21 protein-coding genes are annotated in these 14362 nt (G+C 45.2%); 3 read left to right on the top strand and 18 right to left on the bottom strand.

The genetic code is table 11. The features are described from left to right. Positions 1-488 precede the first annotated feature (488 nt). The 17 genes from C5S62_RS09805 to C5S62_RS09720 all read right to left on the bottom strand — a co-directional run bounded on the left by C5S62_RS09805 (position 489) and on the right by C5S62_RS09720 (position 10264). On the bottom strand, positions 489-1751 hold the full coding sequence (locus tag C5S62_RS09805; RefSeq protein WP_104405203.1) for an RNA-directed DNA polymerase: 1263 nt from the start codon (positions 1749-1751) through the stop codon (positions 489-491). Between the two features lies 1 nt (position 1752). Further along, positions 1753-2001: a hypothetical protein gene (locus C5S62_RS09800; RefSeq protein WP_104405202.1), complete on the bottom strand. Its 249-nt coding sequence runs from the start codon at positions 1999-2001 to the stop codon at positions 1753-1755. 178 nt (positions 2002-2179) lie between these two features. Then, positions 2180-2524 carry a hypothetical protein gene (locus C5S62_RS09795; RefSeq protein ID WP_104405201.1) on the bottom strand — a complete coding sequence of 115 codons (345 nt, stop codon included), beginning with the start codon at positions 2522-2524 and terminating at the stop codon, positions 2180-2182. Next, the gene (locus C5S62_RS09790; RefSeq protein WP_104405200.1) at positions 2521-2712 is read right to left on the bottom strand and encodes a hypothetical protein; all 192 of its coding nucleotides are present in this window, start codon (positions 2710-2712) and stop codon (positions 2521-2523) included. The genes C5S62_RS09795 and C5S62_RS09790 overlap by 4 nt, the downstream gene beginning before the upstream one ends. Positions 2713-2767: 55 nt before the next feature. Beyond that, positions 2768-3436, bottom strand: coding sequence for a DUF1566 domain-containing protein (locus tag C5S62_RS09785; RefSeq protein ID WP_104405199.1), 669 nt, complete (start codon positions 3434-3436; stop codon positions 2768-2770). Between the two features lie 82 nt (positions 3437-3518). Further along, positions 3519-3803: a hypothetical protein gene (locus C5S62_RS09780; RefSeq protein ID WP_104405198.1), complete on the bottom strand. Its 285-nt coding sequence runs from the start codon at positions 3801-3803 to the stop codon at positions 3519-3521. Then, entirely contained in the window at positions 3787-4356 is a 570-nt protein-coding gene (locus C5S62_RS09775) for a hypothetical protein (protein ID WP_104405197.1), read from the bottom strand. Before C5S62_RS09775 ends, C5S62_RS09780 begins: the two co-directional genes overlap by 17 nt. Then, positions 4353-4718 (bottom strand): hypothetical protein, encoded by a 366-nt coding sequence (locus tag C5S62_RS09770; protein ID WP_104405196.1) that lies wholly within the window; start codon positions 4716-4718, stop codon positions 4353-4355. The genes C5S62_RS09775 and C5S62_RS09770 overlap by 4 nt, the downstream gene beginning before the upstream one ends. Before the next feature lie 4 nt (positions 4719-4722). Further along, positions 4723-5196, bottom strand: a complete 474-nt coding sequence (locus tag C5S62_RS09765) for a hypothetical protein (RefSeq protein ID WP_104405195.1) — start codon at positions 5194-5196, stop codon at positions 4723-4725. Between the two features lie 10 nt (positions 5197-5206). After that, entirely contained in the window at positions 5207-5764 is a 558-nt protein-coding gene (locus tag C5S62_RS09760) for a hypothetical protein (protein WP_104405194.1), read from the bottom strand. After that, entirely contained in the window at positions 5761-6066 is a 306-nt protein-coding gene (locus C5S62_RS09755; protein WP_104405193.1) for a hypothetical protein, read from the bottom strand. The genes C5S62_RS09760 and C5S62_RS09755 overlap by 4 nt, the downstream gene beginning before the upstream one ends. Further along, on the bottom strand, positions 6066-6914 hold the full coding sequence (locus C5S62_RS09750) for a hypothetical protein (RefSeq protein WP_104405192.1): 849 nt from the start codon (positions 6912-6914) through the stop codon (positions 6066-6068). The genes C5S62_RS09755 and C5S62_RS09750 overlap by 1 nt, the downstream gene beginning before the upstream one ends. 3 nt (positions 6915-6917) lie before the next feature. Next, positions 6918-7535, bottom strand: coding sequence for a hypothetical protein (locus C5S62_RS09745; protein ID WP_104405191.1), 618 nt, complete (start codon positions 7533-7535; stop codon positions 6918-6920). 39 nt (positions 7536-7574) lie between these two features. Further along, complete coding sequence (locus C5S62_RS09740) at positions 7575-7835, bottom strand: hypothetical protein (protein ID WP_133159568.1); 261 nt, start codon at positions 7833-7835, stop codon at positions 7575-7577. 237 nt (positions 7836-8072) lie between these two features. After that, positions 8073-8633, bottom strand: a complete 561-nt coding sequence (locus tag C5S62_RS09730) for a hypothetical protein (RefSeq protein WP_133159567.1) — start codon at positions 8631-8633, stop codon at positions 8073-8075. A 14-nt stretch (positions 8634-8647) separates the two neighbouring features. Continuing rightward, positions 8648-9268 (bottom strand): hypothetical protein, encoded by a 621-nt coding sequence (locus tag C5S62_RS09725; RefSeq protein WP_104405187.1) that lies wholly within the window; start codon positions 9266-9268, stop codon positions 8648-8650. A gap of 258 nt (positions 9269-9526) precedes the next feature. Then, positions 9527-10264 (bottom strand): hypothetical protein, encoded by a 738-nt coding sequence (locus C5S62_RS09720; RefSeq protein WP_133159566.1) that lies wholly within the window; start codon positions 10262-10264, stop codon positions 9527-9529. Between the two features lie 853 nt (positions 10265-11117). On the opposite strand from C5S62_RS09720, the gene C5S62_RS13315 reads away from it, so the two are divergent. Continuing rightward, the gene (locus C5S62_RS13315; RefSeq protein WP_133159565.1) at positions 11118-11582 is read left to right on the top strand and encodes a hypothetical protein; all 465 of its coding nucleotides are present in this window, start codon (positions 11118-11120) and stop codon (positions 11580-11582) included. Between the two features lie 171 nt (positions 11583-11753). Here C5S62_RS13315 and C5S62_RS09710 read toward each other — a convergent pair whose 3' ends face one another. After that, the gene (locus C5S62_RS09710; protein WP_104405184.1) at positions 11754-12242 is read right to left on the bottom strand and encodes a hypothetical protein; all 489 of its coding nucleotides are present in this window, start codon (positions 12240-12242) and stop codon (positions 11754-11756) included. Between the two features lie 231 nt (positions 12243-12473). Here C5S62_RS09710 and C5S62_RS13310 point away from each other — a divergent pair, with 231 nt between their 5' ends. Beyond that, complete coding sequence (locus tag C5S62_RS13310; protein ID WP_133159564.1) at positions 12474-12725, top strand: hypothetical protein; 252 nt, start codon at positions 12474-12476, stop codon at positions 12723-12725. Positions 12726-13369: 644 nt separating this feature from the next. After that, positions 13370-14356, top strand: coding sequence for a hypothetical protein (locus tag C5S62_RS09705; protein ID WP_104405183.1), 987 nt, complete (start codon positions 13370-13372; stop codon positions 14354-14356). Positions 14357-14362: the final 6 nt, after the last annotated feature.

Below are 14362 nucleotides of genomic sequence, written 5' to 3'. Positions count from 1 at the left end.
GTTTTTGTATGGTTCTATAATCTTTTCGATGTACGTGATCTGCTTCATCGATAACGGTCCAGGATGTATAACAGACTCGGACCTTATCGAGTGTTAAGGAGATCACGCTGAAGTATTCGCTATTCAATCATATTCTGCATACTCAGAAGAGAAGTCAGGTTTTACTGTGTAATACTTTAATGGTGTCGATATTAGGATCATCTTGTCTTGATTCTGACAGTCTTGGTGGTACACTCAAGACGAAACGAATCAAGAGTTAAAGATGATCTTAATTGAATTTTGAAGCCATTCCTCTCAAACCGTACACTCGGTTGCTGAAAGTCAGCACTTATGGTGCATTTCTGTAATCATTTCGATATTGAGACGCCATTCTGTCCGCTGGAAGCTCCGGCGCAGGAGTCGGGTACGACTACAAGTCTGAGCTGGAACTGGACTGCGTTATGGCGTCTAAATTGAAAGAAGTGCTCTTCTTCCAGCGTATTGCACTATCAAAGATTCTCAACCAATGTCGCATAAGCTTCACGACTCGTCAAAAGAGCGTTTCTCATGCAGCCAATAGTTAAATATCCAGGAATTTCTCGCTCTGTCTTGTTTCGGTTGCTTTTGACATTTCTGCCCTGTCCGCGTTGTATGCAACCTTCAGACTTTGTTTTGACATAGCCAAGACCACCGACCTTCTTCTTACCGGTTTGCACAGCCCTCAGACAATCCATGACAAATTTATTCAGTTCGTTAATGTCTTTGATGACATTGCAAATAGGGAGAACTTGTGTGGCCCAACTGAACTCGCCATTACCCTTGTAAAGATAACGATTGACAGAATTGACAGCCTTTGTCAATGTGATTCCCTGTTGTTTAATTGTACGGTGCTCAATTTCCTTCTGGAAAGTTTTTATTCGAGACCCGCTTAATGAGATGTCAGCCCCTTTTATAGAAAAGCCAAGGAATTTGAACCAATGTGTATGGGTCAAGTATTCCACTTTCTTCGGATTGAGCTTCATACTCATTAGCGAAAGGTCATCTGTCAAAATCGCCATCGCTCTTTCGTATTCGAGACCAACGAAAAGCATATCATCGGAGTAACGGACATAGAAGCCATCCAATTGACTTAGCTTGGAGTCAATATGGTATAGAAGGACATCGGCTAACCACGAAGCGACGGCACAACCTTGCTTCAATGACTGATATTGTTGCAACAGGTTGCCGTCTGGATCAAAGTAATAATCGCTGTGATAATACTTTCTTAGCACATCAATCAATGCAGAGTGGCCATATTGAGACTCTACCATGTCAAATGCCTTATCAATAAATTCGATGGGCACGCTATCGAAATACTTGCTGAGGTCAGACTTCCAGCCAATTACATCACCCTTAGTCCCACATATCGTTCTTGAAACTTCCTGAACTACCTTTCCACAGCCAGTGCCTTTCTGATAGGACTTACAACTCTTGTGAACCATATCTGGAGTAAGTTCAAAAAGAAGATCGTTGGCAATGCTAAGAAGTATGCGGTCCATCGGTTCGTTGATATAGACCGTTCTGAACTCACCGTTGTCCTTTGGTATCTGAGCTGTATGAGGAGGGGCAATTTCATATTTGCCATCCTTGATAGCCTGATACATTTGAGCCCTCACTTCGGGCTTCGCTAATTTGCAAAGGTCTCGTCGGTTTATGTCTTTGCCGACACCCTTGTCAATAGCATATTCCCATCGAGGCAACTCGAAGAATTTTTCTAATATAATATCTGCCATGTTATTCTGATATTTTATCAATTTGGGTTGTGCATGTGGTAATACCACAAATATCGCCATCGTCGAGAGATATGGACTCTGTTTGCTCTATAGCTAATCTGTGAGCCTCTTCTTCCGAGTTCGCAATCACTTCTGCTTGCAAAACCACATCATAATGCACATTTACATAGTATTTTTGTGTCATATCACAATAGATTAAAACCACCGTAACAAATGAGGCGTTTCCCAGTAATAATGTTTCTCCGGGCAAACTCTTCTAAGAGCAGCGATTACTGTATTTTTCTTTGCGGTATTTTTCAAGTATATTTGACCATTACTAAGTGTGTAATCACGGCCTTTCTTCAATCCATGAAGGGAGAGAATTGATGGAGCACACTGTTCAACTGTAGGAATAATGTTATCTTTCGCTTTTAACATCGGACATCATTCTATTCTGCATTTTCTCCCATCAAGTCCACCGCAAGACCATTTGGGCATCGCTCATCAAACCAATGCCAGACATCAAAACGATAAGTGCCGGCAGGAAAACACAAAAACGGCTTTTCTATTTCATCATCATTGTTGATGGGGATTTCAGAAAATCGTTCCCACAATTCAGAAAGAGTGGCAAGGCCGGTATGGTCTTCGCAATCTTCGCACCATGTATCTTCCGTCTCAGCCGGAGTGTTTACATCAGAACAGTATTTGTTCGTGTTTGCATCCACCCATGCCATTACTTGAACATTAGTACCGCCACATTCAGGACAATACAAAGTATCTAATGTATGTTTCATATAATCTGATTGTTAATATTTCCACCACAAACTTCTACATTATCCACAAGGTATGGGCAGTCTTGCGGAAGTTGTATTTCCACTTGTGCGCACTCAAGCTCTTCAGCAATTTCTCCGTTAGATAACTCATAGTTGTCAGGTACAGACAAATCTACACGCACTGTTAGATAAATAGCTCTACTTTCCATATTGAAATTTATTATAGCCGGGCCAGAAAAACTGGCCCGGCAGGAAGAATAAAGATTAAACTGATAGGGCTACAGCAGGGCGAACCACGTTAGTGCTGTACTTGCTGCTGTTGTTGCTGTAACCACTGTAGAAGTGCACGCTCCACGAGCCGTTGGCACTGTACTCAGTGGATGACCAGTACCACTCTTTTCTCATCGGAGAACCACCAACAGCCTCCAGCGCCTTGTTGACTTCCTTTATATTCAGCAGAATGAGATGCAACTGAGCGAGAGATGGAATATACTGTCCTTCTTTCAGGTCAATCTCCGGATTCAATGCCTCACCATAGTCCTTGGTATTGGCTTCACCATCCCAGTCTGTGATTGCATCAAAGAAGTCTGAGTGATAAAACTCCGGAGTGCCACTTTTTTCATCTGCGGTAAGAGCAACCTCTTCACCATCAGCTGCATCGTGAAGCGCAACAGTCGCGATTTTATTACCCATTTTGACAGCCACGCCAATTACCTTGTCGGCGATTGACTTCGGGTCGTCAGTAGATGTGAGGTGCCCACCCTCCAAGACGTAATACACGCCGTCTGACCAGAACTGTTGCTGGGAAGAAGCCGGAGCCTGTTCATCACCAGTTACGAAATTGTACACTTTCTTTGCTTTCTCAACATCGAAGTTGAGGTTGGCTACGATAGCCATTCTGAGCTTTTGAATCTCTGTAAGATTTGCTGCCATTGTAATTTGATTTTGATGATTTATATAAAAAGAGTGGAGAAGTACATAACTTTCCACTCTCGATTATTTGAAGAATAAAATTCTACACATTTACTTTTTTGTAAATACGATATTTCTCAATAAATTGAATTAACGATTTCCCAAAGCAATCCGTATTGTCGATACAAGTGCTTTCCATCCATCCTGAAGAATCTGAAAGTCCTTGCATATAAGCCTTCATTTCTGACTCGGTAGTAAATTCTCGCTTGACGACGCTGTGCGGTGTTCGCATTAGATACTGAACGTCATCCATATCCTCTTCGGTAACAGCCCTTACCAGTTCAGAGCCAAATACCGTATATACGATGAGTTTATTCGTTTTCATCATCTAAGGCTTTAATGTTTAGATAAGCGCAAGCCTCTCTAACATTCTCAAGGAACTGAGGGAAGAAGTCTTGCCATTCCAGGTATTTCCCGATTCTACTTGCAACCTGTTGGAAATCGCCATCAGAAATTTCCGGATCATAGCCGGCATCGGAAATGTCTTCTCGACACAAGCTTACTACAGGCACCTCACAAACGGGCGGCTCCGTAGTAACATCTTTCACATCGTTGGTCTCTGGAATCTCATCTATGATATAGCTAAGATGTCCAAACTCTACATCATCAAGACGCATTTCTTCATTGCCATATTCTTTATCATATCCGTAAATCTCAAGGATGCCATCTACTACCGCTACACGAGTGATGTAGCAATCACAATTAGACTCCCAATGACTATCTCCGGCCATCACAATTGGCATTTGAACTCCTTCTACGTTTTCTCCGTCTTCTGTCTGGAAGCGAAATTCGCCTCCGTGGGCAAGAACAGCCTTTTTAAGTTCCTCTCGCTCTAAGGCTTCAAGCTTTCTGTACTGTTGATAAAAATTTGAATGTCTCATTTTATATTTGGGTCTGGTAAATTTTCAAGTATATCAAGAATACCTCCCAACGAAACATGGTCAAGCTGGATGGCATCTTTGAAGTCTATGCAATCATATTCATCCATGCCGTAAAACTCGATGCCATGATTGCCAAGGATAACCGATGTCACATAGAAAGAACCCTGCCGGCCTTTGTAGTAAGTGTAAGCGTCAACAAGAGGCAGTTCCAATTCACTCAGGTCATCAATCTCAGCAAGGCTTTCATCGTTTTCATCGACAAAATAATATGCACCGCCGTGAGCCTTGATAGCATCCAGTAGTGTTTGATTTGCGTCGTCCTTCAGTGAGAACCAACGCTGGTTCAAATTCTCTATGTTCATAATCTTAATCGTTGATAGGGTAATGCCATTGGGACCAATAAACTTCGTCCCACATAGGATTTTGAGGGTCGTCGCCCTCTTCTAAATCTTGCTCAAACTGTTCTTTGTCACCATCGTAACTTCCATCAATAGCACAGCACTCACAGCAAAAGAAACTGCCAGCAATGTAGTAGCCATCAAATACTGGGAAACCACAATGCTCACAGATACGCAAATCACCAAGAGCGTCATCTTGTTCATACGAATGAAGAATTTCGACAACGGTCTGATTATACATTTCGCCCCATTTGCTGAGAGAGTCATAATTGACTTCCGGACCCTTGGGCGCAAATGGATAGTGCCGGAGCTTCAGAGTTTCTTCCCGCGCTTTATCAAAGGCAACCGCAATAGAATCACCCTCATGCCTCCAATACATAAAACAGTCGTGGCAGAACTTCGTAAAGATGTCCTGCCACTGTTCATTGGTGAATTGATTCATATCGTAATATTTATTCGGGTTGCCAGTCTGTATCAAGCTCGTAGTCACCTGTCGGCTCAAATGTACTCCTGGGAATTTCTTCTTTCTGCATCATTTCATCTACGATGTCGTATGCTTCATCCTCAGAAGACGCTATGACTCGAATTGACCGGGCAAAATTCCAGTGAATATCGACATTTACATAGGTCGGCGGTAAAGGACATTCATCAGCAAAGCAGCCATACCATTGCAAAAGGGTTTCTGCATTGTCATATTTCTGATGCTGTAAGTCAAGATAAGTATCTTGTATATAGTTGCTAACTTTATGCTTTGAAGCATCAGGCTCGTTGGCAAACCGTTTTTTTGCCATCGTCACAGCCTTTACCCATAAGCCATCCTCTTTAGCTCGCTCTTCACAATAACTGTCCCAAAAGGACGTAAAGAAGTCGCAGACCTTTTCAGCCTTGATGCCAAAGTTGTTCTCATAATCAGAAACAAATATGCTTCCGAGTATTATTTGTTGACGGAGGGGCCACAGGTATTCATCCTTCAGCCACCCGTTTTCATCGAAGCAGTCTTTTGTTTTCATATTTTTGCAAATGTTATAAGAGCCTGATACATTTGTTCTCCGAGGTCATCCCAGCTAATCATTTGCTGAAGGTCTTCGTCGTAATTGGCAGTTTCGCCAGCGAAAAAATACGCTTGGTCACGTATTTCATCAGCAATAGCCTGACGTCGAAAATTATTAGGCTCCTGTTTATAATCTTCAAGTAGCTCTGATATGGGAGTTTTGAACTCACCACATACCAAACAAATGTATTCCATATCGCTTGGTCCATCGCCTAACAGGTCGAGCTCTTCTCCGTTAGGTAGAGGAAATAAAAGTTTCATTAGTCAAACAGTCCTGGGATTTCCGGCTGAGCGGCAAGCACAGCCTTTCGTTTTTGTTCTTTCTCATACTCCTTGACATAATCAAGGAACTGTTCTTTATAATCTTCCCAGTCATCTATTGTATTATAACCGGGACGATAAGGGTCGGGATGACGCATAGGATGCTCTACTGCCCAATCAGTATATACAGAGCCGTATTTGAGATAAACCTCCCACTCATCTTTTGCGTCGTCCGTTTCAGGCTCTACGCAATGATAATCGGTGCTTTCCAGTACATATTCGTACTCAGACTCATTCAAGCCTTCAATTTCTTCCGGTGCCATCAAACTAAGCAGATACCCAGTGAAATAACTGGTGTAATGGTCATTTGAGGGGTCATACATCAGCCCAAACCATTCTTCGATGTCATTGCTCATAAATGACCAAAAACCGTCACAGCTCGTGTGGTATTTTTTGATTAGCGCAGCCAGCTCAGTACGATATTCTGGCAAACTCCCTAATTGATTCAAGCGTTTAACGAGAGCATCATAATCAGGCACCTCAAAAGTTGCATAAATACGGTCAGTCCTGAAATTATACTCTTTCGGCGAATCGATGAAATAGCCTATATATTCCATAGGAACGCCAAGACAATTCTCAATAATCTTAGCGTAGTCTTCTGCAAATAATTTGGCAACCTTATCTCTATAATCAGGACCAAAACCCCAATCGTCAATGAGATTCAAGCTTTCAAAGTCTTCATGCTCACCATATTTCATTTCATGGATTTCTATCCACTCGTTCTCGCTTTGATCCCAGATACCTTGATAAAAGCCGGTAAAGCTGGGCACTTGTAAATCCAGTCTCATATTTCAAAAGCTTTCAGGGTAAAGAGTTCTGGCGATATTGTATGCAAGCTCTTCATAACAGAGCCAGCATATAAACACATAATGAGGCAGATGCTTATCGTTGCGGACAGGTTCGCCTATACCTTCCTCAAAGTCTTCTACAAACTCTTCCAAGTCATCAATATGGTCGATGTAGAAACGCTTACAATCGGAATTGTAGATGAACATCCCAATCATGCCTGACGAGCAACCGCCATAAGAAAGGTCATGGAAAAATCCATACGGTGTATCATATCCTTCAGCATGGCCTGCCATATCTTCGATAAGTTCATCTACAAAATCATACTTTTCCGTGTATGCTTGCTTGAACATCTCAGTCAGGAATGTTTCAGTGTCCGGAAGGTCGTCAGCAAGAATAGAATGGTCTGCACGATAGCCAAAGAAGTGTTCGTAAATTTCCTCCGCATCCTCCTCACCCTTAGCCATCAGCCAATCGTAAGGTGTTTCTCCTTCATCAAAATAATCCTCTATGGTTTCTTCCTCGCCGATAAACAATTCCATCAGGCGTTTTGAGTCGTCTTGGTGGTCTTCAATATATTCTGTCCACCAGTTAATTACATATTGTTCAAATGTCTGTTCCATGTTTTTTAAGAATTTGGTTGTTCCCAAAGTATTTCTTGATTATTCGCCAAACAAGCCGTCTTTCAGCCATTTTTCTTGAGAGTATTCTTCGATTACTTTTTCTACTTCTTTTCTCTTATCTCCATTGAGAACGAGAAACATTACTCCGAGCCCATCTGCTCCTTTCAGAACAACCGCCGTTTCGTTTCTGTCTATTGCATAACTAATATAACCAACACCAAGATCAAGCACCCTGTTATAGGCAAATATCCTTATACCGCAAACATCAATCGGCTGCTGCGCTTCAAATTTCGTTTCCATGTTGCTAACCATTTATTTGATGACATTTGTCTAAGTTCTTTTGCATTATTCTGGCGTGTGATGACCACCATAGTTTGTACACCGGGGTTTCAATGTTGAAGTAACGCTTCCAGAAGTGTTTTGCAATCCATAACAACGACCTAACAATCACACGGCAAATAACCATGAGAATGTCGCCAGTGAAGGATAATATGCGAGACTTGAGTGTTTCTGAGTTTTGATTGTTGTTTGCCATAATTACAAATTTTCTGAGTTTTGAACGAATGTAAATACTTGTTGCCAATGGCAAGAAAGGCTGTCGTTTAATACAAGCGCCCCGACCATTTCCTTGCCGGATTTTATTGAGTCAATCACGCTTTGATATGTCACGGAGTCCACGATAATTTCAACGTCAAACAGGTTTGCGTCGGCATCATCGTAGCGGATGCAATATGCGCCGTCACGTTCATACTCCTCCAGAACATACTCGGAGCTGAAGAACATACCCGACACAGGGTCATTTTCCTCCAGATATGTTTCTTCCGTTTCGGGCTTATTAAGCGTTGCCTCGTTCTCAATGTGGGCAAAAATAAGTTGTGCTCCCACGACTATCGCCAAGAGAGCACAGAAAATTGTTGACGCTTTCACCTTCATTTGTGTCGGGTGTTTGCATAGTTTGTGTACACGCCATTGCTTGTGCAAGTGGCAACCAATATCGCTTTGTGAGGCTTGCCCCACAGGGAATATCTTACTTTTTTCATTGCTTTTGGGGTATAAAAATAGCCGCAACCAGATTGCTCCGATTGCGGCTATTGACATGATTATGAACTATTTTATAACGCTTCTAAAATCCTTCTCGCTCTTGCTTCCACACGACACTCAAACATAAGTTTCTCAGATTTAATGCGCTGGGCATTGGCTTCCTCAAAACTGATGCGACACCGACCAGCTTTCTTGCTTCGGATAGGTCGGGCAAGGTCGTAAAATTCCTGCTCTTTCCGTCTTGCGGTTTTGATACGGCGATATTCGGCATCAGACATGGGCGTGTCGTATGCTTGTGAGCAAAGCGGGGCTGTGAGTGTGCTATATATGCGCTTCCAGTTGTCCCAAGTTACCAAAGTTGAGCCTTTGCCAACCCAAGCGATAGAATATCCGCTTTTGAGCATCTGACCGAGGTGCTTTGCGTAACAAACCTGACGCATCACAGGCTCTATGCGCACTTCCTTTTTGCCCTTCATGCACACCATGACTTCCTGGCTTGTCTGTATATTTGCATCCAGCGTTTGCCAAAATTTTTGCGACAATTTTTGTCCAAGTCCTGCCGCCATATCATAGAGCATTTCCCACGCTTTTTCGCTTACATGGGACGTGTATTTTTCCGCATCTGTCGGGGCGGTTGCAATGCTTTTGAGCGCAGATATTTGCGCATCCGAGAATATATTTCCGAGTTTCATGTTCTTTGAATTGACCGGCTCCTTGGACCGGGGGAAAATCTGAAAAAGTTACGCGTTTAGGGCTTTGCTACCACGTTGCGACACACAACAAGTGGACGCGAATGTAACGCACGACGAGCATATATGTGCGAGTGGGCGCATTGCCTATGTGGACGCAATTTGCAAGTGGACGCACAACGCATCGTGGGCGTGCGTGCTTGCATAAGAAAGCCACCCAACCCCGAAGGGCTGAGTGGCAGTCGTATTGCGGTCGGTAAGTTATGCGGCTTTTTCGTCGGTTGCACTTTCGGGAACTTGTACGGGTGCCGGTTCAGTTGCAGTGCCCACAGCGGCATTGTACATGCTTTCAGCCTTGGCGAGGATAGCACTGCGGAGGTTGGCTTGCTTTGCAATAGCCTTTGCCGTTGTCTTGAGCAGTTCGGAGAGTGCTTCACCCTCAGCCGTGAGCAGGGGCGAGGTTTTCTTAACGTTGAGGTTGGTGTGTCGGAGCAAAAGCCCGTCATCAAGTGTGAGTGCGTTCTTGAGTTTGCCGTCGCTGTCGGTCTTGTACACCACGTTACCTGCAAGCCAACGTGTGAACGTGCTCTTGGCGGTCAGCTTGGTTTCGATTTGCTCACCGTTCACAACCACGATTTTGAAAGCCGTGGCGAAGCCGTTACGCTCTTGTGCGTCTGCCACCATGAGAGCGAGCAGGGGGAGCAGGATGCCGTCACCAGATGCACGGCGTACACCTTCGACCGCCATAAACTCGGTCACTTCTTGCATCTCGCCATCGATGCGCTTCTTTGCGTTACGCAGGAGCACCGCTGCATTTGCGGGCATTGTGTTCACGTTGAGTTCGCCGAAAGTTACGTTGAACTTAATGTTGTTTGCGCTGTTTGACTTGTTCGTTTTAGCCATAATCATGTCGCTTGGTCCTTGTACCTGTGTGTAGCCCACACACCGCTTCCGTGTGTCGGGTGATTGAAAAATTACGCTTGACTCTGCCTGTCGCATTGCTACAAAATGCAATTTTCGCCTTGTCACGAGCGTACACAATTAGGACAGAAGTCCGTATGTACGGGGGCATTAAGCGTGTCAGCATGACTATGCAGTTTAGACCCTTTTACCCTATGCGTACTCAATGCGTCAGACGTAAATTTCCGCTACTCTCCGAGGGCTATCTTGTGCTCACGTTATGCGCCATAAGGCTCACACAACGCTTGTCGCATAATCAATCATGTCAAAGAACTTGTTGCCGTACTTTCGGACACCTGCCGATGTCGATTTCGGACGTTGCAAATATAGGGTCGTAAGTTGTTGATTTCCAAATGTTTTGCGAGAAATTTTTTGAAAAACTTGGCGCGTGAGGCGAAGCCGGCGCGTGAAAAGTTTCGTGGGCAGAGGGCGCGTCAAAATGGGCTCGTCCACGTGACCTGGGCATGGACGCCTCATAGTGGGCGCACCCATTTTGCGCATCCACCTCCACGTATCATGGGCACCCACAAAACACTCACGAAAATGTGGCCACGTAAGCACGTGCGCACCCATAAATTCACGCAAATTTGGCCGTCCATTCGCACCCATATTTGGACGCACGTGGTAGCCCACAAATTGCGTCCACACGTAACCACTCGTCCACACGATTTTGGGCATCCAGACATACCCACTCACTCCCACATTTGTCCACGCTCGCCCATAAAGTTTTGGGCACCCAAACAACGGATGGACTCCCACGTTTCAGGCAATCTTTGGGCGACCACGATTTTTGTGGGCTGTCAGGCACTATTCTGGGCATCCACAAAATTGGGAGCCAACGCACACTCTTGGACATCCAAAGCCGACAATCGTTGGGCATCCACACATAATTGTGGAAGCACACGAGTTATTGTGGGTAGCCATGCGATATTATGGGCGACCACAAGATTTTCTGAGCGTCCACGAAATTGTGTTAGCCGTCCACGAGAAGTCATGGACGCTCATACGTGATATATGGACATCCAGCGTGTATCGTTCTGCGCTCCCACGTGTTACAGGTGGGCTCACACGTTATTTGCATGGGCACACACGAGATTTCATGGGCGTACATGGCTGTACTCGTTGGACAACCACACGCAACATTATGCGCATCCACCAGCGTTATATCGGACGTCCACAATATTGCGTGGGTACCCATCACGCTTGCTTGGTCGCCCACGAAAAAATTGGAGCCTCATGCGTTTTGTTGGGCTACCACGTGAACTATCTTGGGCTCCCACGTGTTGCGTCGTGGATGCGTATGTCACGCACGTTGGCACCCATGCACATACACGACACGCATTGTGGGCGTGCATGACTGCGTATGGGCACGAGTGAGCGCACACTTGCACGGATGGACGCATATATGCACACGCACACACGAATGTGGGCACGCATATACGCTATATGGGCGCACACGCGTGAGGAACGGCAACAACCCCCTACCCAAAGGGTAGAGGGCGATGCAGCAACCGGCTTTGCGATGGTTTTATAGCTTTGCTATAACGGCTTCGATGAGGGTCTTTGCCTGTTTGGGTTCGGCTTTGCCCACAAGTTTGTCGAAGTCACCCGAAGGGTGAAGGTTGAGGAACACCGTCTTTGCGACCTCTTCGAGGTCGAGGTTTGCGAGGTCGGTGCCTTTGGCGTGCTTGTAGCCCTTGCGACTGGCGAAGCCAGCGAGAAGCGAGTACGAGTAGGGTCGGATGTTCGGTTGCAACTTTGTTGCAAGTTTCTGGGGTTTGCCGTTCTTGTCGGTCGTTTTGCCAAAGGCAAAGCCTTCGTTTTCGTCCTTCCCAAAGGCTTCGCCTTTGACTGCCATTGCGAGCAGGGTTGCCGTGTGGTCAAAGACCACAGCCCACATTTCGCGAGTTTCCACTACACGAAGTGTAGTGCCCTTTTGGGCATTAGCGGTTTCGGACTTGGTAACAACTACGTTGTTAGCGACTACGTTTGCGGTGTTTTTTGCAGAATTTGCCATGATTTGAAAATTTTGATTTTGCCGAAACCCGTCGGCGGCGGTTTGTCGTGATTGACGGTGCAAAGGTAGGGTCGAAACTGTGCGAGCTACGTGCCTGTCTCTTCGCCTGTTTCCGCAAGCATAATGCGCAGGAGAAAGGGCGCGTGAGAGTCTTAGCGCGTCCAGCGCGAGTTTCCCTGCGTGTGTGTACAGCCATGCGCTTGCCCACACCAGGGCGCAACACATGAGCGTATGGGCGAGCACACACTTGCACGTCATGGGCGTACACTCAGGCGCAGTTTGGCGCATTATGGGCGTGCACGATCGCGAGTGTGCGTAAGTGGGCGTACACGTTACGCATCTGGGCGCACTTGGGCATCCAGGCACGTTATCGTGGGCGCACATGTACACGTCCATGCCCGACCGCATACGCAACACGCTGGCACTCAGGCACTACCACGCACGCATTATGGGCGCACAGTAGTCGTGACCGCACACACTTAGGCACAACGGGTGGGCGCAGGAGGGAGTCCGTGTGTGAGTGGCAATTTCTTTCAGAAATTGGGGTGCTGGGAGGGGTCGCACAACCGCCCATGCGCTTGCCTGAGTGCCCACGTGAGCGTGCGTGGGCGTAAACCCGAAGGGTTTCACTTTTGCACAAAGTGAAAGTCACAATGTGTTGATTTTCAAGCATTTGTCGCCTATCGTATGGGTGCGCCCACGCAGGATTGCTACCACGTGCCCACTCGCGGTTGTTAATCGCGCACGCACGCAAAAATACGCGGGTGGGTGTGCCCGATGGTGGGGATTCCATACATATACTCCGGCCCAATTTTTCAAATCCGTTTTTCATAACAGAATTACTGGGTGCCTAAGCAATGTCCCACTGCCACTCATTCCTGTTAGAACGAAATCCTTCCAGTAACACATTATTATATATAAGCTTATCATCTCTAAACCTGTTGCTTCCAATTTTTCACCTTTGCCATATACAATCTCCTAATATGTTAATCTCAAAATTTTTCCCAGAACCCATTTTTCAAATCGTTTTTTGGAATATAACGCTTATTTTCCGATTGCTATTTGCACACTTTCCAAAATTATGAGTACCTTTGCACAAAAATTGATATATTCATAATCCCACAGCAATGAAATCACAGTTTCAGACCCTATCTTTTCTCTCTAATTATGCCCCGAAAACATCATTAGATGCTGAATTTATAAATTCGTTCTTAGTACAACGCTTCCAGATTACCCCTAAAACCCCCGTATTCGCCCCAAATCCCGGCGCAAACCTTATAGACGTGCAATCTTTCGTCTCGTGGTTTGAAAGTGGCTTAAACGCGCTAAAAATGGCTCGTTTCAAAAATGAAGTTGTTTTGCTGGGCAATTGCACTCTTGAGACTTGTGAAATCATCGGTGCCCTTCTTGATGACGGCTCTATCAGCACAGAAATCCGTACCGTTGCCAAAGAGGAAATATCTGATGCCTCTAACGAAGACATCCAGCAATTCTATGATGTCCTCTTCACAGCCAATCTCCAACCTGATCCCAACAAGCTCCGTCTCGTTTCCAAATATATTCCCAATCCGGGCGACCGAGTAATCTTCTACGATTATTCGCTGGAAGTTCAAGGTGTTGGTGTGGTTCGCCATATCGATTCAGAACATGATGTAATGTTCTATTGCTATTTTACCTATCCAACCCCCGACCACCCCAAACAAATCGGTTATTCTCTTGCTGAGACTCCAGGATATGACATTAGAACAATGGTATTCGAGAACATCGACCAAGACAACACATCAACTACACTTGGAAACTCTACCAGTTGTTTCCGACGTCTTGGAAAAGAGTTGGAGAAAGTCGGAAAGGTCTGGAAAAACAAAACGCTAAGAATCGAACCGCTGGAAGTAAAAGTACCAATTGGAGAAACGTATTTTTATATCACGGACAAAATGGAAGTAAGACAAGAAAAAGAAAAGGGAACTCCAACGTCACACCTCCGTTATCTGTCCGGCAACTATTTCACCACTCACAAAGCCGCCATGACAATGCTAAACATCTTTAACGAAATGCTAAGGGATTATCTCGCTTCTGATAAGTGGCCAGAACTGGACGATAAAGACAACGACTGAAAACGA

This window comes from Prevotella sp. MGM2, assembly GCF_002933955.1.
Classification (GTDB): Bacteria; Bacteroidota; Bacteroidia; order Bacteroidales; family Bacteroidaceae; genus Alloprevotella.
Note: the sequence above shows the minus strand (reverse complement) of the source record. Positions and strands in the feature narration are given on the sequence as shown.